22 protein-coding genes are annotated in these 21,193 nt (G+C 73.2%); 14 read left to right on the top strand and 8 right to left on the bottom strand.

What is annotated here, in order from left to right; translation table 11 throughout:
* Positions 1-58: 58 nt before the first annotated feature.
* From ACFPCY_RS05705 to ACFPCY_RS05695, 3 genes are read left to right on the top strand one after another with little or no spacing between them, the layout of a single operon-like run.
* Positions 59-454: a hypothetical protein gene (locus ACFPCY_RS05705; protein ID WP_378252487.1), complete on the top strand. Its 396-nt coding sequence runs from the start codon at positions 59-61 to the stop codon at positions 452-454.
* Positions 454-789, top strand: a complete 336-nt coding sequence (locus ACFPCY_RS05700; RefSeq protein WP_378252486.1) for a PadR family transcriptional regulator — start codon at positions 454-456, stop codon at positions 787-789. Before ACFPCY_RS05705 ends, ACFPCY_RS05700 begins: the two co-directional genes overlap by 1 nt.
* The gene (locus tag ACFPCY_RS05695) at positions 786-1,544 is read left to right on the top strand and encodes a hypothetical protein (RefSeq protein ID WP_378252485.1); all 759 of its coding nucleotides are present in this window, start codon (positions 786-788) and stop codon (positions 1,542-1,544) included. Before ACFPCY_RS05700 ends, ACFPCY_RS05695 begins: the two co-directional genes overlap by 4 nt.
* A 191-nt stretch (positions 1,545-1,735) precedes the next feature.
* Here the strand turns inward: ACFPCY_RS05695 and ACFPCY_RS05690 are convergent, their stop codons facing one another.
* The gene (locus tag ACFPCY_RS05690; RefSeq protein ID WP_378252484.1) at positions 1,736-2,038 is read right to left on the bottom strand and encodes a hypothetical protein; all 303 of its coding nucleotides are present in this window, start codon (positions 2,036-2,038) and stop codon (positions 1,736-1,738) included.
* Positions 2,039-2,088: 50 nt separating this feature from the next.
* Between ACFPCY_RS05690 and ACFPCY_RS05685 the strand changes: the two genes are divergently transcribed.
* From ACFPCY_RS05685 to lipB, 3 genes are all read left to right on the top strand, one after another.
* Positions 2,089-3,006, top strand: a complete 918-nt coding sequence (locus ACFPCY_RS05685; protein ID WP_378252483.1) for a TIGR01777 family oxidoreductase — start codon at positions 2,089-2,091, stop codon at positions 3,004-3,006.
* Between the two features lie 37 nt (positions 3,007-3,043).
* Positions 3,044-3,781, top strand: coding sequence for a Type 1 glutamine amidotransferase-like domain-containing protein (locus tag ACFPCY_RS05680; RefSeq protein WP_378252482.1), 738 nt, complete (start codon positions 3,044-3,046; stop codon positions 3,779-3,781).
* Positions 3,782-3,880: 99 nt separating this feature from the next.
* Positions 3,881-4,549, top strand: a complete 669-nt coding sequence (gene lipB / locus ACFPCY_RS05675) for a lipoyl(octanoyl) transferase LipB (protein WP_378252592.1) — start codon at positions 3,881-3,883, stop codon at positions 4,547-4,549.
* 29 nt (positions 4,550-4,578) lie between these two features.
* Here the strand turns inward: lipB and ACFPCY_RS05670 are convergent, their stop codons facing one another.
* Positions 4,579-5,019: a DUF1877 family protein gene (locus ACFPCY_RS05670; RefSeq protein ID WP_378252481.1), complete on the bottom strand. Its 441-nt coding sequence runs from the start codon at positions 5,017-5,019 to the stop codon at positions 4,579-4,581.
* Positions 5,020-5,162: 143 nt separating this feature from the next.
* The gene (locus ACFPCY_RS05665; RefSeq protein WP_378252480.1) at positions 5,163-5,486 is read right to left on the bottom strand and encodes a YbjQ family protein; all 324 of its coding nucleotides are present in this window, start codon (positions 5,484-5,486) and stop codon (positions 5,163-5,165) included.
* Positions 5,487-5,904: 418 nt separating this feature from the next.
* Between ACFPCY_RS05665 and lipA the strand changes: the two genes are divergently transcribed.
* The gene (gene lipA, locus ACFPCY_RS05660) at positions 5,905-6,834 is read left to right on the top strand and encodes a lipoyl synthase (protein ID WP_378252479.1); all 930 of its coding nucleotides are present in this window, start codon (positions 5,905-5,907) and stop codon (positions 6,832-6,834) included.
* Between the two features lie 23 nt (positions 6,835-6,857).
* Positions 6,858-7,553, top strand: a complete 696-nt coding sequence (locus tag ACFPCY_RS05655; protein ID WP_378252478.1) for a DUF4191 domain-containing protein — start codon at positions 6,858-6,860, stop codon at positions 7,551-7,553.
* Positions 7,554-7,756: 203 nt separating this feature from the next.
* On the opposite strand, the gene ACFPCY_RS05650 is transcribed toward ACFPCY_RS05655, so the two are convergent.
* Positions 7,757-8,245, bottom strand: coding sequence for an RDD family protein (locus ACFPCY_RS05650; RefSeq protein ID WP_378252477.1), 489 nt, complete (start codon positions 8,243-8,245; stop codon positions 7,757-7,759).
* A 175-nt stretch (positions 8,246-8,420) separates the two neighbouring features.
* Here ACFPCY_RS05650 and glnA point away from each other — a divergent pair, with 175 nt between their 5' ends.
* On the top strand, positions 8,421-9,845 hold the full coding sequence (gene glnA / locus ACFPCY_RS05645; protein ID WP_378252476.1) for a type I glutamate--ammonia ligase: 1,425 nt from the start codon (positions 8,421-8,423) through the stop codon (positions 9,843-9,845).
* 105 nt (positions 9,846-9,950) lie between these two features.
* Here glnA and ACFPCY_RS05640 read toward each other — a convergent pair whose 3' ends face one another.
* Positions 9,951-10,199: a hypothetical protein gene (locus ACFPCY_RS05640; RefSeq protein ID WP_378252475.1), complete on the bottom strand. Its 249-nt coding sequence runs from the start codon at positions 10,197-10,199 to the stop codon at positions 9,951-9,953.
* Between the two features lie 63 nt (positions 10,200-10,262).
* Positions 10,263-10,508 (bottom strand): hypothetical protein, encoded by a 246-nt coding sequence (locus ACFPCY_RS05635; RefSeq protein WP_378252474.1) that lies wholly within the window; start codon positions 10,506-10,508, stop codon positions 10,263-10,265.
* A gap of 262 nt (positions 10,509-10,770) precedes the next feature.
* Here ACFPCY_RS05635 and ACFPCY_RS05630 point away from each other — a divergent pair, with 262 nt between their 5' ends.
* Both ACFPCY_RS05630 and ACFPCY_RS05625 read left to right on the top strand, forming a co-directional pair.
* Positions 10,771-12,045, top strand: a complete 1,275-nt coding sequence (locus tag ACFPCY_RS05630) for a helix-turn-helix domain-containing protein (protein ID WP_378252473.1) — start codon at positions 10,771-10,773, stop codon at positions 12,043-12,045.
* A gap of 282 nt (positions 12,046-12,327) precedes the next feature.
* On the top strand, positions 12,328-12,732 hold the full coding sequence (locus tag ACFPCY_RS05625; RefSeq protein ID WP_378252470.1) for an OsmC family protein: 405 nt from the start codon (positions 12,328-12,330) through the stop codon (positions 12,730-12,732).
* 6 nt (positions 12,733-12,738) lie between these two features.
* Here the strand turns inward: ACFPCY_RS05625 and ACFPCY_RS05620 are convergent, their stop codons facing one another.
* The gene (locus ACFPCY_RS05620) at positions 12,739-14,340 is read right to left on the bottom strand and encodes an alpha/beta hydrolase (protein WP_378252469.1); all 1,602 of its coding nucleotides are present in this window, start codon (positions 14,338-14,340) and stop codon (positions 12,739-12,741) included.
* 249 nt (positions 14,341-14,589) lie between these two features.
* Here ACFPCY_RS05620 and ACFPCY_RS05615 point away from each other — a divergent pair, with 249 nt between their 5' ends.
* Both ACFPCY_RS05615 and ACFPCY_RS05610 read left to right on the top strand, forming a co-directional pair.
* A complete protein-coding gene (locus tag ACFPCY_RS05615) occupies positions 14,590-15,552 on the top strand; it encodes a phosphatase PAP2 family protein (RefSeq protein ID WP_378252468.1) in 963 nt (320 codons plus the stop codon).
* A 12-nt stretch (positions 15,553-15,564) separates the two neighbouring features.
* Positions 15,565-16,362, top strand: coding sequence for a phosphatase PAP2 family protein (locus ACFPCY_RS05610; protein WP_378252467.1), 798 nt, complete (start codon positions 15,565-15,567; stop codon positions 16,360-16,362).
* Between the two features lie 155 nt (positions 16,363-16,517).
* Here the strand turns inward: ACFPCY_RS05610 and ACFPCY_RS05605 are convergent, their stop codons facing one another.
* Positions 16,518-19,583 carry a bifunctional [glutamine synthetase] adenylyltransferase/[glutamine synthetase]-adenylyl-L-tyrosine phosphorylase gene (locus ACFPCY_RS05605; protein WP_378252466.1) on the bottom strand — a complete coding sequence of 1,022 codons (3,066 nt, stop codon included), beginning with the start codon at positions 19,581-19,583 and terminating at the stop codon, positions 16,518-16,520.
* Positions 19,584-19,735: 152 nt separating this feature from the next.
* Between ACFPCY_RS05605 and ACFPCY_RS05600 the strand changes: the two genes are divergently transcribed.
* Positions 19,736-21,187, top strand: coding sequence for an FG-GAP and VCBS repeat-containing protein (locus ACFPCY_RS05600; RefSeq protein WP_378252465.1), 1,452 nt, complete (start codon positions 19,736-19,738; stop codon positions 21,185-21,187).
* Positions 21,188-21,193 lie beyond the last annotated feature (6 nt).

Below are 21,193 nucleotides of genomic sequence, written 5' to 3'. Positions count from 1 at the left end.
TTCCTAACTAGGTGGCCATATCGTCTAGGTGGCACCGAGCACCATCTGAGGAGCGACCATGAACGGACCGTCCACCGAGACCCCCCGCCCGCGCGCCGCGGTCGCCTTGCTCCCACTGGCGGGCATGTGGATCGCCCTCGGCGCCGTGCTGTTCCACGGGCCGGCCGCCGTGGCGGTCGCCGGCGCCGGTGCGCTGGTCGGCGCGGTCGTCCTCTACCGGACGATCCGTCAGGCCGACGCGGCGCAGCGCCGCGCCGCCCGGCGCGCGTCGTTCCGCGCCACGGCCGCGGGGATCGCCGCGCTCGCTGTCGCCGGGGCCGTCTACGCGATCGGGGCCGCGACCGGCGGAGGCGACGCGTCGGCGACGTCCTCCGGTGTCATCGCCGGGGTCGGCGCGATGGCGCTGGCCCTCGGCGCCGTCCTCGTGGCGGCGACCCGCGCCGGACGCCGCTGATGGCGGCGGACCCGCGGGCCAACTGGCTCAAGGGGGTCCTCGACCTCGCCGTCCTCGCGTCGCTGCGGCACGGCGAGAGCTACGGCTACGAACTCGCCAAGGCGCTGGACGAGGCGGGGCTCGGCCAGATCAAGGGCGGCACCCTCTATCCGGTCCTGAACCGGCTGGAGGAGGCCGGACTCGTCGAGGCCGAGTTCCGGGCCGCCGAGCGCGGCCCCGGACGCCGCTACTACCGGCTCACGGACGCCGGACGGGCGGCCCTCGCCGAGCAGGGCGCGTCCTGGCTGGAGTTCCACGAGGCCGTCCGCAGGCTGCTGACCGGGGGTGAGGGATGAGCGAGCGGTATTTCGACGACCTGGCGGGCGCGCTGCGGCGGCTCGGCGTCGCCGAGGAGCGGATCGGACCGCTGGTCGCCGAGCTCTCCGGCCACGTGGCCGAGTCGGGCGCGGACCCGGAGGACGAGTTCGGCCCGGCCGTCCGGTTCGCCGAGGAGTTCGCCGAAGGCACGGGTTCCGAGGCGTCCTCGGGGCCGGAGCCGGACGCGGAGCGCTGGGTCTGGTCGGCGGACGCGTCGGTCGACCAGGCGATGATGAACCGGTTCGGCGCGCAGGGCTGGGAGATCGAGCGCGTCGACCACCTCGGCCGCTTCGTGAGCCGCCGCGACCTGGCGTCCCCGACGCGCTGGGAGTACCGGCGCGACGTGGTGGGCCGCCGCGAACGCGCGGCGCACGCGGCGGCGCTCGCCCCGGACGGATGGGAGCCCTGCGGGCACTGGCTGTTCCTGGCCTACTCCAAGCGGCCGCTCGCCGCCGTCGCCGGTCCCGCCGCCGACATCGACGAGCCGGCCGGACGTCCCGGCCGCAGCTACTACTTCACGCGCGAGCTGTGGATCCCGGTGGCCGTGCTCGCGGTCGCGCTGGTCGTCTCGGGCGTCATGATCGGCGTCGCGTTCGCGAGCGGCGGTGGCGGAGGCACGATCAAGGGCCTGCTGTACGGCCTGCCCGTCGGACTGGTCGCCGGAGGCGTCGCCGGGGTGCTCGTCTACCGCAGGAAGCGCGCGGAACTCCGGCGCGCTTCCCGCGAACGATGACGTCCCGCGCGCGTCCAGGCGCTTCGGACAGGCCAGGCGAGCCATGCGCGTCCGGGCGCTTCGGACGAGCCGGGCGAGCCATGCGCGTCCGCGCACGTCCGCGCACGTCCGTGCGCTTCGGACAGGTCGGGCGCGTCCGGGCGCTGCCGGATGAGCCGGGCGCGTCCGGGCGCTGCCGGACGGGTCGGGCGTCAGCTCTTGCGGTCGGAGAGCGCGTAGGCCGAGCCCGCGGAGACCGCCGCGACGGCCAGCACGGACGGCCACGCGCCGATCTTCTTCGCCAGCGCGTGCGAGCCGCCGAAGCCCGCGACGTACACGGTGAGCAGGGCGGCCGTGCCCTTCGGGCCCGCCGTCCGGTGCCACTCGCGCGCGCAGTAGGCCCCGGCCGCGGCCAGGACGGCGCCGCCGAGCGGGCGGCGGCGGGTGAAGCGGGCGGCGGCGTAGCCGCCGACGAGACCGGAGGCGGCCACGGCCGCGGTGGGGATCTTTGCCATGTGCGGAGGCTATCCCCGGCCGGGCCCGCCCCGGCACCTAGGGTGGGGGCATGAAGGTCGCGGTCACGGGAGCCTCGGGATTCATCGGCTCGGCCCTCGCCGGTTCGCTGGCGGGCGACGGGCACGAGGTGGTCCGCATGGTGCGGCGCGAGCCGTCCGGGCCGGACGAGCGGCGCTGGGACCCGTCCGGCGCGTCCTCGGCGGACCTGTCAGGCGTCGACGCGGTCGTCCACCTGGCGGGCGCGGGCATCGGGGACCGGCCGTGGACGCCCCGCTACCGCCGGACGCTACTGCTCAGCCGCGTCCAGGGCACCGCGACGATCGCGCGGGCCGTCGCCGAGGCGGGCGTCCCGGTGCTGGTCTCCGGCTCGGCGATCGGCTTCTACGGCGACACCGGCGACCGCGAGGCCGACGAGGACTCCCCCAACGGCACGGGCTTCCTCGCCAACCTCGCGCGCGCCTGGGAGGACGCGGCCCGGCCCGCCGCGCAGGCGGGCGCGCGGGTCGCGTTCGCCCGCACGGGGCACGTCCTCGACCCGGGCGGTGGCCTGCTGGGCAAGCTGCTCCCGCTGTACCGGGTCGGCCTCGGCGGACGGCTCGGCTCCGGCCACCAGTACTGGTCCTGGATCTCCCTCGCGGACGAGGTCGCCGCGCTGCGCTTCCTGATCGACGAGGAGGTGTCCGGACCGGTGAACCTGGCGGCCCCGAACCCGGTCACCAACGCCGAGTTCACGCACGCGCTGGGCGTCGCCGTGCACCGGCCGACGCCCCTGCCCGTCCCGGCGTTCGCCCTGCGCATGGCGCTGCCGGGCTTCGCCCGCGAGGCGATCCTGCCGGGGCAGCGGGTCGTGCCGCGGCGGCTCGCCGAGGCCGGTTTCCGGTTCGCCGACCCCGAACTGGGCGCGGCCTTGCCAAGAATCTTCAAAAACACGCCTCCCGACGATCGCCGGCCGTACCGTGATCGATGAGGCGCGTCACCGTCGCGCGCCCTGAGGAGGGAAGCAGATGAGCACGGACGGCCAGCCGCACATCCTCGCGATCGGCGGGGGATCCTTCATCCGGGACGACCGGCGCGGAGCCGTGCCGAGCCCCCTGCTGCGCTACGCCTGCGACCTCACCGGCCAGGACCGGCCGCGCATCTGCTTCCTGGCCACCGCCATGGGCGACCGTCCCGAGAGCCTGGCCTTGTTCTACGCCGCGTTCGGCGAGCTGGACGCCGAGGTCAGCCATCTCGCGCTGTTCCCGATGCCGAACGTCGCCGACATGCGCGAGCACCTGCTCTCCCAGGACCTGATCTACGTCGGCGGCGGCAGCGTCGCCAACCTCATGGCGCTGTGGCGGGTGCACGGCCTGGACGAGATCATGACCGAGGCGTGGCACGAGGGCGTCGTGCTGTCCGGGCAGAGCGCCGGGGCGCTGTGCTGGCACATGGGCGGCAACACCGACTCGTTCGGGCCCGAGCTGGAGCCGTTCACCGGCGGCCTGGGCCTGCTGCCGTACTCCTGCGGCGTCCACTACGACAGCGAGCCGCAGCGCCGCCCGCTGCTCCAGCTGCTGGTGGGCGAGGGCGTCCTGCCCGGCGGCTACGCGGCCGACGAGGACGTGGCGCTGCACTACGTCGGCACCGAGCTGGTCCAGGCGGTGACGTTCACCAGCGGCCAGGGCGCGTACCGGATCGATGCGGACGGCCCCGGCCGGGTCAAGGAGGTCCGCATCGACCCGCGGCTCCTGACCCGCGAGTAGGGGCATAGGCTGGCGGGCGTGAGCGATGTTGACGTACGTGACGCGGCTCGTGACACCGGGAACCCCGCGCCGTCCCTTCCGAATTTCGACATCGACGCGCTGACGGTGGTCCACGCCGGTTTCGGCACCGCGGCCGTGGACTACGAGGCGGGCTGGGAGCTCCAGCGCCGCACCCACGCGCGCCGCGCCGACGGTGAGATCGGCGACACCGTCCTGCTGCTGGAGCACACGCCGGTCTACACGGCGGGCAAGCGCACCGAGCCGCTCGACCGGCCGTTCGGCGACCCCGGCGCGCCGGTCGTCGAGGTGGACCGCGGCGGCAAGATCACCTGGCACGGGCCGGGGCAGCTGACCGGCTACCCCATCCTGCGGCTGCCCGACCCGGTGGACGTGGTCGCCTACGTCCGGCTGCTGGAGCGCATGATGATGGACGTCTGCGCCGAGTTCGGCCTGGAGACGACCACCGTCGAGGGCCGCAGCGGCCTCTGGGTGCCCGGCACGCCGGACCGCAAGATCGGCTCGATCGGCATCCGGGTCTCGCGCGGCGTCACCATGCACGGCTTCATGATCAACTGCGACTGCGACATGTCATGGTTCGACCGGATCGTCCCGTGCGGCATCCGGGACGCCGGGTCCACCAGCCTCACCGCCGAGCTGGGCCGTCCGGTCCCGGTCGCCGAGGTCGTCCCGCAGGTGGAACGCCATCTCGGCGCCCTCCTCGGCGCGTCGGAGGTCCTGCACCGCACCACCGCCCAGCTCTCCCTCTGACCGCCCCTACCCGCGAGGGCGTCGGGGCGTCAGGGGGCGCGGAGGAGTTTGACGACGGCCTCGCCCTCGCCGGCGGCCACGCGGAAGAACGCGGTCAGGCGGGCGTAGGCGGGCCGCAGGCGTTCCTCGGCGTGCGGGTCGTCGGCGTCCTGGACGCCGCCGGAGCGCATCGCGTCGGCGTCCAGGCGGCCCGTCAGGGAGGCGAAGGGCGTCGCGTCGAGGTGCGCGGCGGCGGCCTTGACCCGCTCGGGGGCGAGGTAGATCACGTCCGCGCCGGTCGCGTCCGCGCCGTCCTCGGTGAGCAGCCGGCCGCCGCACACGACGTCGGCCTCGGGCTGCCGGCCGTCCCAGGCGTCCCCGGTGAGCAGCCAGTGCAGCACCTGCCAGTCGCCGCCGAGGTCGAGGACGCGGCCGTCCTCGGCGCCGGACGACGCGACCAGGCGGGCGGGGTCGATCTCCCCCTCGACCACGGGCGGCACCCTCAGATACGACAACGCGAGACCCACGGCGGTCCTACTCTCCACTTGCGACTGCGTGCGGCGACAGGCTGTCACCCTAAAAGAGATCCACAGCTACGCAGGGTGGAAACGCGGGAATCGGCCGGGGCGGAACCTCAGGTGAGCTTGCGCACCTTGACCGCCGTCCCGTACGCGGCCATCTCCTGCCCGAGGTCGCCGAGGTCGTTCGCGTCGAACCGCATCGCGAGGACGGCGTCCGCGCCGCGCTCCCGGGCCGCCTCCATCAGCCGGTTCTGCGCCTCGATCCGGCTCTCCTCCAGCATCTTGGTCATGCCCTTGAGCTCGCCGCCGAACATGGACTTCAGGCCCGCGCCGATCTGCGACCCCAGATGCCGGCTGCGGACGGTCAGCCCGAACACCTCGCCGAGCACCTCGGTCACCTCGTAGCCCGGCAGGTCGTTCATCGTGCTGATCAGCATGGTTCTCCTCCCGTCGGCCGCCGCGAGAAGGTCCTACCCGCGCGCGCCCCGGCGCCAACCCGGCCCGCCGCGCCCCAGACGGCCGCTCCCGGACGGTTTGCCCCGACGCGTCCAGACGGCCTCTCACGGACGGCCCGGCGGAAAGCGGAGCGCGCACGCCCCGGCCGGGAAGCGGAGCGTGCACGGCCCGGCAGGCGGGCGCGCGGACGGCCCGGCGTGCGGACGAAGCGCGCAGGGCCCGGCGAGCGGAGCGCCCACAGCCCGGCGGATTGAGCGCGCACGGCCCGGCGGATTGAGCGCGCACGGCCCGGCGGACGGAGCGCGCGCGGCCCCGCGGGTGGAGCGTGGATGGCTCGGCGGGTTGGCGCGCGGGCGGCCCGGCGTGCGGGGACTGGAGATCGGGACGTACCCTGTGGGGGTGACGACGGCGACACCCGAGGGGCGCAAGCTCCTCCGCATCGAGGTACGGAACAGCCAGACCCCCATCGAGCGCAAGCCGGACTGGATCAAGACCCGGCTGAAGATGGGCCCGCAGTACCGCGAGCTGACCCAGCTGGTGAAATCCGAGGGTCTGCACACGGTCTGCCAGGAGGCGGGCTGTCCGAACATCTTCGAGTGCTGGGAGGACCGCGAGGCCACCTTCCTCATCGGCGGCGACCAGTGCACGCGGCGCTGCGACTTCTGCCAGATCGACACCGGCAAGCCCGCCGAGTTCGACCGGGACGAGCCGCGCCGGGTCGCCGAGTCCGTGGCGACGATGGGGCTGCGGTACGCGACCGTCACCGGCGTCGCCCGCGACGACCTGGAGGACGGCGGCGCCTGGCTGTACGCCGAGACCGTCCGGCAGATCCACGCGGCCGTGCCCGGCTGCGGCGTCGAGCTGCTGATCCCCGACTTCAACGCCGACCCCGGCCAGCTCGCCGAGGTGTTCTCCTCGCGGCCGGAGGTGCTCGCGCACAACGTCGAGACCGTCCCGCGGATCTTCAAGCGGATCCGGCCCGGCTTCCGCTACGAGCGCTCGCTGGAGGTCATCACGCGGGCGCGCGAGGCGGGCCTGGTGACCAAGTCGAACCTCATCCTCGGCATGGGCGAGACGCGCGAGGAGGTCTCCGAGGCGCTGCGCGACCTGCACGAGGCGGGCTGCGAGCTGATCACGATCACCCAGTACCTGCGTCCGTCGCCGCGGCACCACCCGGTCGAGCGGTGGGTGAAGCCGGAGGAGTTCGTCGAGCTGTCCGCCGAGGCGGAGGAGCTCGGGTTCGCCGGCGTCATGTCCGGGCCGCTCGTCCGGTCCAGCTACCGGGCGGGGCGGCTGTACAAGCAGGCCGTCGAGGCGCGAGAGCGCTGAGCACGAGCACTATCCTTAAGGACATGTCGAACAAGCCCACGGACGGGGCCCAGGAGCGTCCGGGCCGCCTCAAGCAGATCCGCATGGTCGCCCAGGTCCTCCACCAGGCGAACCCCAAGGCCCTCCCGATCGTGTTCGCCGCCGCGCTCGGGACCCTGGTCGTCGTCGTCGCCATCGGACTGTTCGTCGGCAGCCTGTGGTTCTTCATCCCGCTGGGCGTGCTCGCGGCGGTCGCGGTCGGCATGATCGTGTTCGGGCAGCTCGCGCAGCGCGCCCAGTACTCGGTGCTCGCCGGGCAGCCGGGCGCGGCGGCGGCGGTCCTGAAGAACACCCGCGGCGGCTGGTCGGTCACCGAGGCCGTCGCCGGCAACCGCAACCTGGACATGGTGCACCGCGCGGTCGGCCGTCCGGGCGTCGTGATCGTCTCGGAGGGTCCGCGCAGCCGCGTCGGGCAGCTCCTCGGCGCGGAGAAGAAGCGCATCTCGCGCGCCGTCCCGTCCGTCCCGATCTATGACATCCAGGTCGGGGACGAGGAGGGCCAGATCCCGGTGGACAAGCTCCAGCGGCACCTGATGAAGCTCCCCCGCAACCTGACCAAGGCGCAGGTGCAGGACGTCAACAGCCGTCTGGCGGCGCTCCCCCGCGCGATGCAGATGCCGAAGGGCCCGATGCCCAAGGGCGCCCGCATGCCGCGCGGCCCCAAGCCGAAGATGCGCTGACCCCCGCTCCGCACGACGAACGGGAGGGCTCCCCGGTGGGGAGCCCTCCCGTTTTTCGTACGGACGTTCGGCGCGGCCGTTCTGGTGCGGACGCTCGGCGCAAACGCGTCCCGCTCACCCGTTCGGCGCGGACGTTCTTGTGCGGATGCGCGTCGCAGACGCGTCCCGCTCAGCCGTTCGGCGCGGACGTGCTGGTGTAGAGGTCAGTCGGCGCGGACGACGACGGTGTTGGCGGCGCGGTCGTGGAGGCCGCGGTGGTCGCGGTCCCAGATGAGGGCCGGGACGACCAGGACGAGCAGGAACGTCCGCACCAGGGCCCAGAGGAAGCCGACCGGGCGGCCGTCAAGCCGGACGACGCGCAGCCCGCACAGGCGCTTGCCGATCGTCATGCCGAGAGTGGCGGTGAGCAGCCACACCATGGCGGCGAAGACGCCGGTGTTGGCGAGCGAGCGGGTGCCGGGGCTCCAGTGCAGGGCCTTGGCGAACAGCGCGCCGACGAGGGCGGCGACGAGCAGGTCGAGCAGCAGCGCGACGATCCGCCGGCCGTACGTCGCGACGGAGCCCGGGCCCTCCTTCGGCAGCCCGAGCCGGGCCCCCGGCGTGCCGAGGTCGACCCCGGCGGACGCCGCGCCGCCGAGCCATGTCTGGGTCCACCTGGTGGCGGTGGTCTCCCGCTGCTTACCGCTTGCCATGGCTCTACGCTATCCGGTCCCCGGGGCCGTCCGGATGCGGGTCGGCGCGGGCGATATGGGGCCGCGTGACCGACATCACCCAGTGACGCTTAACACAGCCGAAACACACGGGACACGGCCGGGTAACGGCTCCCTGAAACGCTGCCGGAGCCAAGAGCGCCCCCAAGGAGGCTGAATGTTCAGCAGCGCCAAAGAGGTCCTGGACTTTATCGACCGCGAGGGCATCCGCTTCGTGGACTGCCGGTTCGTGGACCTGCCCGGGAAGATGCAGCACTTCACCTTCCCGGTGGAGAGCTTCGGGGAGGGCGTCTTCACCGAGGGGCTGATGTTCGACGGCTCGTCGGTGCGCGGCTTCCAGGAGATCCACGAGTCCGACATGCTGCTGCTCCCGGACCCGTCCACGGCGGTGGTGGACCCCTTCCGCCAGCACAAGACGCTCATCCTCAACTTCTTCGTGCACGACCCGCTGACGGGCGAGCCGTACAGCCGCGACCCGCGCAACGTGGCGAAGAAGGCCCAGGACTACCTGCGCGGTACCGGCGTGGCCGACACCTGCTACTTCGGCCCCGAAGCCGAGTTCTACATCTTCGACGACGTCCGGTTCGAGACGAAGGCGAACGCGGGCTACTACTACCTCGACTCGATCGAGGGCGCGTGGAACACCGGACGCGAGGAGGCCGCGGGCAACCTCGGCGCCAAGCCCCCGTACAAGGGCGGCTACTTCCCCGTCCCGCCGATGGACCACTACACCGACCTGCGCTCGGAGATGGTCGAGCAGCTGCTCCGGTCGGGCATCCACGTCGAGATGCAGCACCACGAGGTCGGCACGGCGGGCCAGGCGGAGATCGACTTCCGCTTCGACACCCTGCTCAAGACCGCCGACCAGCTGATGCTCTACAAGTACATCGTCAAGAACGTCGCGCGCGCGGCGGGCAAGACGGTGACGTTCATGCCGAAGCCGATCTTCGGCGACAACGGCTCGGGCATGCACTGCCACCAGTCGCTGTGGAAGGACGGCTCGCCGCTGTTCTACGACGAGGTCGGCTACGCGGGCCTGTCCGACAACGCCCGCTACTACATCGGCGGCCTGCTCCGGCACGCGCCGTCCCTGCTGGCCTTCACCAACCCGACGGTGAACTCCTACCACCGCCTGGTGCCGGGCTTCGAGGCCCCGGTGAACCTCGTGTACTCCCAGCGCAACCGGTCGGCCTGCATCCGCGTGCCGATCACCGGCTCGAACCCGAAGGCCAAGCGCATCGAGTTCCGCGTGCCCGACCCGTCCTGCAACCCGTACCTGGCGTTCTCTGCGATGCTGATGGCCGGCCTGGACGGCATCAAGAACAAGATCGAGCCCGCCGAGCCGGTCGACAAGGACCTCTACGAGCTGCCGCCGGAGGAGGCCCGCGCGATCCCGCAGGTGCCGGGCTCCCTGGAGGCCGTCCTGTCCGCGCTGGAGGCCGACCACGACTACCTCCTGGAGGGCGGCGTCTTCACTCCGGACCTCATCGAGACCTACATCGCGATGAAGCACGAGTTCGAGATCGACCCCATCCGCCTCCGCCCGCACCCGCACGAGTTCGAGCTGTACTACGACGTGTGACCTGAAGGGGCGCGCTGACCTGCCACATCGTCAGCGCGCCCCTTTCTGGTCCCAGGACGTAGAACCCTCGTCGGTGTCCTCGAACCTCACGGCATCTCCAACTCGCTACGAGGCCTTCGTGCCGCGCTCGTATTCGCGGCGGCGGACCCCCGCCCGCTGCACGATGTCGCCGTAAACGCGGACGGCTTCCGGATCCTCCGCCCGGCCGAAGGCGCGCTGGGACTCGGTGACGATCGCGTCGAGGAACTTGTTGTACGCCCAGAGCTGGAGCGAGAGCCGCTGGTCAGGGGTGAGCGTGGCGAGGTCGGGGAGCGTCTCCGAGTCGGGCAGGTCGTCCCGGCGGCGGCTACACATCGCGTCCCTCCCGCCGGACGGGCGCGGCGGGCGATCCGGCCAGGAGTTCCGCCGCGCCCGCGTTCACAGCCACCGACCCTCTTCGTCGGCGAAGATCTCGGCCAGCCGTGCGCGCAGCTCCCCGGGGGTGTCGGCGTCCGCCGCCGACGCGCCGTGCCGCACCTGCTCGCCGGGACGCGGGCCGCGCGTGGCCCAGTACCGTCCCGTGCTGGAGACGATGATCGACCAGTCGGGAAAGTCGCGTTCCAGGCCGGCCAGATCGGACCGTCTCGCCGAGGCGAAGCCCGGCGCACCCTTACGCTCGTTCATGGGTCGGACCTCCTGCGTCCGATCAAGGCCCCGGTCCGCTGTTCGCCCAGCGGACCGGGGCCGTCTTCATTGCGGGGGCGTGTCGGCCGCGACCGGCTGAGTCGCTCTGGCCGCGACCGACACGCGTCGACGGGACGGCGAAGGATCGCCGGGCCCGCACCTCAAGTGAATCCGCAGCGCAGGACGCGGAGGAACGGGAGAATGAGGGTGAGAGGGGGTGACCCACGGTCACCCCGTCGTTCGGTGAGAGGTGCATCGCAACATGTCCACCGACAAAAAGGGCGTCGGCGCGCGCCTGCGTGCGGCGCGCGAGGCTCCGCCGTACTGGTCGCGAGCGGAGATGGCCCGCCGCCTACGGGCCGCCGCCGACCCGGCCGACCGGGACGGCCTGCCGCATGTCCCCACCCTCGCGAACATGATCAAGCAATGGGAGCGCGGGGACCACACCCCCGGAGGCCGCTACCGCAAGCTGTACTCCCTGGCGACAGGCAAGAGCGAAGACGAGCTGTTCGGCGGTTCCCGGAGCCCGGCGGTAATCCTGGCGGACGATGTCGCGTTGGACGACGAAACCGAAGCGCTCGAGCTCGCGCGCCGCATCGCCGCAAGCGACGTGGGAGACGAGACTCTGACCGGGCTAGAGGCGACCGTGGACGAATTGGCCGTCGCCTACCCACGAACACCGCCTGGGGCGCTGCTCGTGCGGGCGCGTCGCCATCTGTCGTACGTCACGGCTCTCATGGACGCCCGGATGACGCTTTCCGAGCGGCGCCGCCTCCTGGTGATCGGAGGATGGCTTTCGCTGCTCGCCGCGACCTGCGACATCGACCTGAGCCAGGATCACGCGGCGGCGGCCCGTCTCAGGACGGCTGGGCAGCTCGCCCGACACGCCGAGCACCGCGAGATCACGGCGTGGTGCCTTGAGACCAAGGCATGGCAGGAACTCACCGCCGGGAAGCTGAACCGCGCCGTCGAACTCGCCAGAGCAGCACAAGAGACCGCCCCGGACGGCAGCTCGGCCTTCATCCAGGCGACCGCGCAGGAAGGACGAGCTTGGGCGCGCCTCGGCAAGGGTCGTGAAGCCCGGAACGCGCTAGGGCGCGTGCAGGAGCTCGTGTCGGCGCTGCCAATGCCTGACCGGCCGGAGCATCACTACCGTTACGACCCGGCCAAGAGCGAGGCCTACACCGCGACGACGCTCTCATGGCTCGGTGACCCCGCCGGCGAGCGCTACGCCCGCCAAGTGCTCAGCCGATTGGAGACCGGTGTGAACGGTCCGGCCCGGCCGCGCCGGGCGGCCTCGGCACGTCTCGACCTGGCGTTGGCGCTCCTTACCGCGGACCAGCCCGACGAAGCCGCACACACGGCCCTTGAGGCGGTCACGAGCGGGCGACTGGTCCCGTCCAACTACTGGCGAGCCGCGGAAGTCCTCACGGCCGTCAGGCGACTCGGCGTGCCCGAGGCGACTGAGCTCGGCGAGGCGTACCGAGAGCTGTGCGTCCCGTCCTCGGGGCCTGCCCTCAACGGCGAGGCGAAGTAGTCCGAGCCTGCGATGCACCGTGCCCCGCACCCCGCACAGGAGGGCGGGGCACTGTCGTCGCTGAGCGGGTTGGGGCAGGTCGGTCCTGCGCTCACGCCTGGCGAGACTACGACGTGCGAGCCACAGAGCCGTGACCGCTTGAGGGCGCTTTAGCGAGGTCGGGGAGGCGCCCTTAGGAGTTCGGGCAGGCTCCTTCCTCGGGCTACTCCGCCGGGGTGGGAACTTCTTGGGGGTGGTTCGTGTTGGGATGGGACGGATGTTGGAACGATCAAGGAGAGCGCCATGGCCGAAGTGCGGGTCGAGCGGACGGCGGACGGCGGGTTCGTCGGGACGAACGGGCGCGGCGCGTCCGTGGCGATCGGGACCGGGGACGAGGACGGCACGTTCACGCCGGTCGAGCTGCTGCTGACGGCGCTGGCCGGGTGCGAGCTCGTCACGGTGGAGCCGCTGACCGCCAAGCGGGGGCACCGGATGGTGCGGCTCGCGGCGGACGTGAAGGCCGACAAGGTCGAGACCAGCAAGCTCGGCACGATCACGATCACCTATGACGTGGAGCTCCCCGAGGGCGACGAGAAGGCGGCCGAGGTGTTGCAGGCCGTCGCCAAGCGCGTCCACGACAAGTACTGCACGGTCGGGAACGCGCTGAAGGAGCCGATGGTCGTGGAGCAGGTCGTCCCGGTCGAGTGAGGGCGGTCACGAGCAGGTCTTGCCGCTGGGCGGGACCGTGCCGTCCAGCAGGTAGGAGTTCACGGTGTCCACGACGCAGCGGTCGCCGGTGAGGTAGGCGCCGTGGCCCTGGCCCTTGAGGGTGAGCAGGGCGGCCCGGCCGCCGATCTCTTTGGTCAGGGCCGGGGCCCAGGCGTAGGGCGTGGCCGGGTCGCCGACGTTCCCGACGACGACGATCGGCGCGGCGGACGGCGCGGAGACCTCCTTGGCCGCGTCGTCGCCGCGGTAGGGCCAGCCGGTGCAGCTGAGCAGGCTCCACGCGGCGGACGGCCCGAAGACGGGAGAGGCCTTGCGGAAGCGGGGCAGCTCGCGCCGGACGTCCTGGACGGTGTAGCGCTCGGTGGTGTCGGCGCAGCTCACGGCCGTGTAGGCGGCGAGCAGGTTGGCGTAGTGGCCGTCGTCCTCGCGGCCGTTCTGGAGGTCGGCGAGCATGAGCAGGAGGGTGCCGTCGCCACGCTGGGCGTTGGCGAGTCCCTGCGCGAGGATCTTCCAGGACGTCTGGTCGTAGAGGGCGGCGGAGACGCCCGTCTCGCCGAGGGACTGGGTGAGCTGCCGCTTCTGCTGGGTGGGGAGCGGACGGGCGTCCAGGCCGTCCAGGAGTTTCTGGACGGACGCGACGACGGCGTCCTTGTCGGTTCCCATCGGGCATTGCGTCGCGCCGAGCTTCGCGCAGTACTGGGCGAAGTTGCCGAGGGCGCGCTGGAAGGCGGCGGCCTGCTGGAGCGCGAGGTCGATCCCGCTGATCCTGGTGTCGACGGCGCCGTCGAGGACGGCGCGTCCGACGTTGCCGGGAAGCTGGTGGGCGTTGTTCGCGCCGAGCCACGTCCCGTAGGAGATGCCGAAGTAGTGCAGCTTCGCGTCGCCCAGGACGGTCCGGACGACGTCCATGTCACGGGCGGCGGACGTCGTTCCGACGTGCGGGAGGAGAGCACCGGAGTTGCCGGCGCAGCTCCGGATGTAGGCGGCATCCTCGTCAATGAGGGCCTTTTCCTCGGACGCGTCGTCCGGGGTGGCGTCGGACGCGGTGTACCGGTCGAGGGCGCGGTCGTCGAGGCAGCGCACCGCGGTGCTCCGGCCGACGCCGCGCGGGTCGAAGCCGACGAGGTCGTAGCGTTTCGCCAGGCCCTGGAACTGGCCGGCGGACTCGGCGAGGGTGTCGGTGCCGCTCGCGCCGGGGCCGCCGAAGTTGAAGAGCAGGGAGCCGATGCGATGGGCGGGGTCGGTCGCGGGGAAGCGGAGCAGGGCGAGTTCGACCGTCGCGCCGCCGGGCTGGGCGTAGTCGAGCGGCACCTTGATCCGGGCGCAGCTCGGCGTGCCGTTGCGCCCGGTGGTGATGGGCGGGTTGGTGGGGAGCCCGGAACAGGGACCCCAGGACGGGCGCTGTCCGGTGATCGAGGCGGGCAGCGGAGGCGCCGCGCGCCCGGAGGAACCGGACGGGGACGCCGCCGAGGTCACCTCCGAGGACGAGGCTTCCCGGGCGGCGGAGCGCGTGGCGGAGGGTGTCGCCACACCGTCCGCGCCCGAGCATCCCGACAGGCCGAAAAAGGTCAGCGCGAGGGCGGTTGGCACCCCGAGATGCCCCACTGGCACCATTTGCAACATTCGTCCCCCCAGTCGTTCCGCGGGGGGCGATCCATGATCTACCCCGGGCCTCCTATGCTGACTCCCGTTCCCATCGAGTTCGCGCCGCCTCCGGGTGCCAGGGCCCCTCACCCTGAAGTCCGGACTTCCCCGCCGAGGCGTACTACTCAAGTCTGAGATGAAGACCATTCGTCGCGGTGATCTCAAACGGGTGGCCGCGCGGCAAAGATAGGTAGCATGGCCCAAACCGCCCCAGCAGCTCCCCGCGGCCAGACCGAGGAGACCGCCGCCCCGACCGGGCGCGTGCCCCTGCCCCGACGGGAATCGGCGCAGTCCCACCCGTCCGCCGGCCGCCTGACCCGGTTCGCGCGCGTCCTGCGCGCCGGCTATTCCGGCGCGCCGCCGCTCTGGCGCGAGCTCGTGCTGATCGCCCTGTTCTACTCGGCCTACACCCTGACCCGGATCGTCCTGGTCCAGGACGGCACCGGCTCGGCGTTCCAGCACGCGAACGACATCCTGCGGCTGGAGCGCGGGCTCGGCATCGACGTGGAGCTCGACCTCAACCGGTGGCTGCTGGACGTGCCGTGGCTCGCCAAGGCGGCGAACCTGTTCTACGCGAGCATGCACTTCGTGGTCACGACGAGCCTGGTGGTGTGGCTGTACCGGTACCGGCCGGGCGAGTACCGGTGGCTGCGCATGGCGGTGATGATCGCGACCGGGCTGGCGCTGATCGGGTTCTGGCTGTACCCGCTGGCCCCGCCGCGCTTCCTCGGCAGCGTCGGGTTCGTCGACCCGGTGACCGCGCTGCACTCCTGGGGCCTGTACTCCGGCGACTCCGCCGGGACCATGACCAACCAGTACGCGGCGATGCCGTCGATGCACGCCGGCTGGTCGCTGTGGTGCGGCTTCGTCCTGGTCCGGCTCGGCACCCAGAAGTGGGTGAAGGCGCTCGGGGTGCTCTACCCGGTGACGACCGTGCTGGTCATCCTGTCGACCGCCAACCACTACATCCTGGACGCGGTGATCGGCATCGCGCTCATCGCCGGATCCCTCGCCCTGTCGTGGCTGCTGTACGAGCGCACCCCGCAGGGGCTGCTCCGGGCGCGCGCGGCCGTGGGGACCAGGGTGCGGACGGGTCGGATGCGGGTAATGGTTCGCCTTCGGGCCGTGGCCGGTGCCGGGTCCCCCGACCGAGTCTGAGATGCTCAGATCATGGCCAGGACGGCGGATCTCTCAGGGACCGGGCCGGGTCCGGCCGGGGCGCCCGAGCCGGCGAGCGGCGTCACCAGGCCGCGCCTGTGGTCCGAGCTCGCCATCGTCCTGATCTGCTACTTCGCCTACGAGCTCGTCCGCAACCTGGTCCCGACCGAACGCGCGCTCGCGCTCGCGCATGGCCACGACCTGCTGAACGCCGAGTCCAAGACCGGCCTCGACGTCGAGTACTCGCTGAACCGCCTGTTCGTCGAGCACGGGTGGATCGCCGTCCCGGCGAACTACTTCTACTCGACGATGCACTTCATCATGACGATCGGCGTCCTGGTGTGGCTGTACTGGCGGCATCCGGCGTCCTACCGGGTGAGCCGGGCGGCGCTGTTCGTGATGACGCTGATCGGCCTGCTCGGCTTCTGGCTGTACCCGCTGGCCCCGCCGCGGATGCTGGCGGGCTTCACCGACACGGTGATCAGCTTCGGCACCTGGGGCATCTACGACTCCGGTCCGACGGCCTCGGTGTCCAACCAGTACGCGGCGATGCCGTCCATGCACACCGCCTGGTCGCTGTGGTGCGCCGCCTCGATCATCGCGATCACCCGCCGCCGCTGGGCCGTGGTGCTCGCCGCGCTCTACCCGGTCGCCACCATCCTCATCATCATGGGCACCGCCAACCACTACCTGCTGGACGCCGTGGGCGGCGCGACCGCCGCCGCGCTGGGCTTCGGCCTGGCCTACGGCGGCGCGCGCGTCGTCGTCCCGCGCTTCCGCCGCTCCCCCGGCCGCGAGGCCTGCGGCTGACGTCAGCGAGGGCGCCGCTTGGGGCCGCGACCGTCCGGAAGCGGACGTCCAGGTCCGGACGAAGCCCGGAATCAGCCGCGATGCCGCCATCGACCGCGATGCCGCATTCGACCGCGATGCCGCGATGAGCCGGGGTCGGCCGCGATCGGGCGGGGTCAGCCGTAGAAGGTGCGTTCGACGACGGTCCGGGCGCGGCGGGCGTGGCGGCGGTAGTCCTCCAGCAGGTCCCCGGCGGACGGGTAGCCGAGGACGTGGGCGACGGCGCTGCGCTCGTGGTGGTGCTCGGTCGGCAGCAGGTCGGACGGGCGGCCCCTGACCAGGACGATCGCGGACCGGATCCGCGTCGCGAGCCGCCAGGCCTCGGCGAGTTCGGCGGCGTCCTCGGGGTCGAGCAGGCGGGCGCCGACGGCGGCGTCGAGCGCGGCCAGGGTGCGGGTCGTGCGCAGCTCCGGGACGTGGTGGGCGTGCCGGAGCTGGAGGAGCTGCGCGACCCACTCGACGTCGGAGAGGCCGCCGGGCCCGAGCTTGAGGTGCAGGCGGCGGTCCACGCCGCGCGGCAGCCGCTCGGACTCCATCCGGGCCTTGAGCCGCCTGATCTGCCGGACGGCGTCGTCGCCCACGCCGTCCTCGGGCCACCGGACGGGGTCGATGACGGCGCGGAACCGCTCGCGCAGCCCCGCGTCGCCGACGAGCGGGTCGGCGCGCAGCAGGGCCTGGCTCTCCCACGGCTCGGACCAGCGGGCGTAGTAGGCCGCGTAGGACGCCAGGCTGCGCACGAGCGGCCCGGCCTTCCCCTCGGGACGCAGGTCGGGGTCGATCCGGAGCGGCGGGTCGGGCGCGGGCAGCGCGAGCAGCCGCCGGATCTCCTCGGCGACGGCGTGCGCGGCGGACGCGGCGTCCCGCTCGTCCGCGCCGGGCTCCGGGTCGTGCACGAACATCAGGTCGGCGTCGCTGCCGTAGCCGAGCTCGTGGCCTCCGAACCGTCCCATCGCGACGATCGCCACGGCCGTCGGCAGCGGCCCGCGCCGCTCGACCTCGATCTTGCCGATCGCGGCCCGGAGCGCGGCGTCGAGCGTGACGGCGGCGATGTCGGTCAGCGCCTCGCCGACCTCGACCGGGTCGAGCCGTCCGAGCAGGTCGGCGACCGCCACGCGGAACAGCTCCCGCCTCCGCACCGCCCGGACCGCCGTGACCGCGTCCTCCGCCGAGACGCTCGCGGCGGTCGCGGCCGGCGAGTCGGGGTCGGGGGTGTGGCGGCGGACGGCGGCCAGGGCCTCCGCGCGCAGCGCCGGGGCGGGACGCGGGCGTAGCTCGGACGCGCGGCCGAGCATGGCGACCGCTTCGGGGGCGCGCAGCAGCAGGTCGGTGGCGTAGCGGCTGGACCCGAGGACGCACGCCATCCGCTCCGCCACGGTCACGTCGTCGCGGAGCAGGCGCAGGTACCAGGGGGTCGTGCCGAGCGCGTCGCTGACCTGGCGGAACCCGAGCAGGCCCGCGTCCGGGTCGGGGGCGTCGGCGAACCAGCCGAGCATGACCGGGAGCAGCGTCCGCTGGATCGCGGCGCGCCGGGACACCCCGGCGGTCAGGGCCTGGATGTGCCGCAGCGCCCCGGCCGGGTCGCGGTAGCCGAGCGCCTCCAGGCGGGCGCGCGCGGCGTCCGGGGTGAGGCGGGCCTCCTCCTCGGGCAGCCGCGCGACGGCGAGCAGCAGCGGACGGTAGAACAGCTTCTCGTGGAGGCGGCGGACCTCGCGGGCGTGCCGCCGCCACAGCGCCGTGAACTCCCCCACCGGGTCGGTGCGCAGGCCGAGGGCGCGGCCGAGGCGGCGCAGGCCCGCGGGGTCGTCCGGGACCATGTGGGTGCGGCGCAGCCGGTGCAGCTGGACGAGGTGCTCGACGCGGCGCAGGAACCGGTAGGCGGACGCGAGCGCGGCGGCGTCGTCCCGCCCGACGTAGCCGCCCCGGGAGAGCGCGGCGAGCGCGGACAGCGTGTCGGCGGCGCGCAGCGACTCGTCCGACCGGCCGTGGACGAGCTGGAGGAGCTGGACGGCGAACTCGACGTCCCGCAGCCCGCCCGGCCCGAGCTTGAGCTGCCGGGCGGCCTCGGCGTTGCGCTGGTTCAGGTCGGCCTCGACGCGGCGGCGCATGGCCTGGACGTCCTCGACGAAGCTCTCGCCCTCGGCCGCGCGCCACACGATCGGGCCGATCGTCTCGGCGTACCGGGCGCCGAGTTCGGCGTCCCCGGCGACCGGGCGGGCCTTCAGCAGCGCCTGGAACTCCCAGGTCTTGGCCCAGCGCTCGTAGTAGGCGCGGTGGCTGGCGAGCGTCCGGACGAGCGGCCCGGCCTTGCCCTCGGGCCGCAGCGCCGCGTCCACCTCCCAGAGCGCGCCTTCGGGGGTGGTGGCCGAGCACGCCCGCATGGTCGCGGCGGCGAGGCGGGTGGCGGCGCGCAGGGCGGCGTCCTCGGGGTGGCCGTCGCGCGCCTCCGCCACGAAGATGACGTCCACGTCGCTGACGTAGTTGAGCTCGCGCCCGCCGCACTTGCCCATGCCGATCACGGCGAGGCGGCAGGTCCCGTGCTCGGGGACCTGCGCGCGGGCGATCGCCAGCCCGGCGGTGAGGGCGGCCGAGGCGAGGTCGGCGAGGGTGGCCGCGACCTCCGCGACGTCCAGCTCGCCGGTCAGGTCGCGCCCGGCGAGCATGAGGAGGTGCTTCCGGTAGGCCACGCGGAGCGCGCCGAGGGTCTCGGTGGACGCGTCGCGCGCCACCGGCTCGCCGGCGTCCGGATCGGCGCCGACCGCCTCCAGGAACTCGCGCCGGGGCTCCGGGCCGTCGGGGGGCTCGTCCTCGGCGTCCTTTTCGGACATGTCCTTACGGGCGCGGAGGACGCGCCAGTGGGACGGGTGCCGGGCGAGGTGGTCGGCCAGCGCCGACGACACGCCGAGGACGGCCAGCAGCCGCTCCCGGACGGCCGGCTCGGTGGCGAGCGCGGTCGCCAGGGCGGCGGCCTCGCCCGCGCGCTCGGCGCCGGTGAGGAGCGGTAGCAGCCCGCGGAGCGCGAGGTCCGGATCGGGCGTGGTGCCCAGGTCGTCCAGCAGTTCGGCGGTGACGGCGGGCCCGGCCTCGGCGAGCAGCCGCTCGGCGCCGGCCGCGTCGCCGAAGCCGAGCCGGGCCAGTCGGGTCGGCAGCGAGGGACGGCGGTCGGGTGCGCTCGGCGTGCTCACCCGACCACCGTAATCCGCCGGGGCCGTCCGGGCGCGGCGTCCGGTTCAAGATCACGAAATGGCCACGGCGCGAACCTCGGGCGATCTTCGGGCGAACTCACCTCTGGAGGGGGCGCGCGTCCCCTCCGCTCCCCCCGAGAACAGGAGTCCGTATGAGAAGACGCACTCTCGCCCTGGCCGGTTCGCTGGCCGCGGGAGCCGTGACGGCGGGATCCGCCGTCGCCTTCACCCTGGCCGACACGCCGCGCGTGTCGGCGGCGCAGGTCACGGGCGCCGCCGCGCACAGGCCGGCGCAGCCGGGCGACTTCAACGGCGACGGGCGGCGCGACCTCGCGCTGCCCAACGACGAGGGCAACGGCGCGCAGGCGCACCACGGCCGCGTCATCGTCGTGCCCGGCGGCCCGCGCGGGCCGCTGCCCGCGCAGGCGGACGGCGTGACGCTCGGCCGCATCGGGCTGCCCGCGCAGCCGGAGTCGGCCGAGAGCTTCGGCGGGGCGGCGGCCAGCGCCGACTTCGACCGGGACGGGTACGCCGACCTCGCCGCGTCCGCCTGGACGCAGGACGAGAAGACCACCGGCGTCGTGATCGTCTACGGCGGCCCGAAGGGGCTGACCGGCAGGCACGTCGTGCTGCACGGCCCCGTCGCGGGCGATCTCGTCGCGGCCGACTTCGACGGCGACGGCAGGCCCGACCTCGCCGTCCTGGACCGGGACGCCGCCTCGGACGGCGCATTCCACTACCGGACCTACGCCAACCTCGGCGCGTCCGCCGTGAAGCCCGTCGTCACGAAGGTCACCAAGTCGGTGTCCGACAGCGAGTCGCTCCACGGCACCGCCGCCGACTTCAACGGCGACGGCAAGGCCGATCTCGCGCTCACCTTCGAGTCGTGGGAGGACGAGGGGCCGCGCAAGGCCTCGTTCGGCGAGGTCCGCTACGGGTCGGCGAAGGGCCTCGGCGCGCCGAAGCGCTTCGGCACGACGTGGCCGTACGTGCAGATGGCCGCCGGGGACGTCAACGGCGACCACCGGGCCGACCTGGTCGTCCGCAAGTACGCGGCGAAGGGGCCGTGGCAGATCGCCGTCCTGTACGGCGGGAAGGCGGGGCTCGGCAAGCCCGTCACGTTCTCCAAGGACACGCCCGGCGTGCCCGGCAAGGCGACGCGGTCCGACAACTTCGGCTACGCGCTCGCCGTCGGCGACCTCAACGCGGACGGCCTGGCCGACGTCGCGGTCAGCGCGCCGCGGACCGACCTCGGCGCGGCCAAGGGCGCCGGCGCGGTCACGGTGCTGTACGGGACGCGCAAGGGCCTCACCGGCAAGGGCGCGCGCTCGGTCAACCTGACCGTCGCGGGCATGCCCGCGCGTCCGCAGAAGGGCGAGGCGTTCGGCACGAGCCTCGCCGTCCAGGACCTGAACGGCGACGGCCGGGCCGACCTGCTCATCGGCTCCGACACCCGCACCTACCCGAACAAGGACTACTACGGGGCGATCTTCTACCTGCCCGGCGGCAAGGGCGGCCCGCTGGTGAAGGGCTCGTCGTGGATCACCCCGGCGACCCTCCGCGTCAAGGGCAACGTCCAGCTCGGCTCGAACATCATGCGGTGACGCCCA

Origin of the sequence: Actinomadura gamaensis (assembly GCF_042652125.1) — a bacterium.
In the GTDB taxonomy this organism is placed as follows: Bacteria; Actinomycetota; Actinomycetes; order Streptosporangiales; family Streptosporangiaceae; genus Spirillospora; species Spirillospora gamaensis.
Note: the sequence above shows the minus strand (reverse complement) of the source record. Positions and strands in the feature narration are given on the sequence as shown.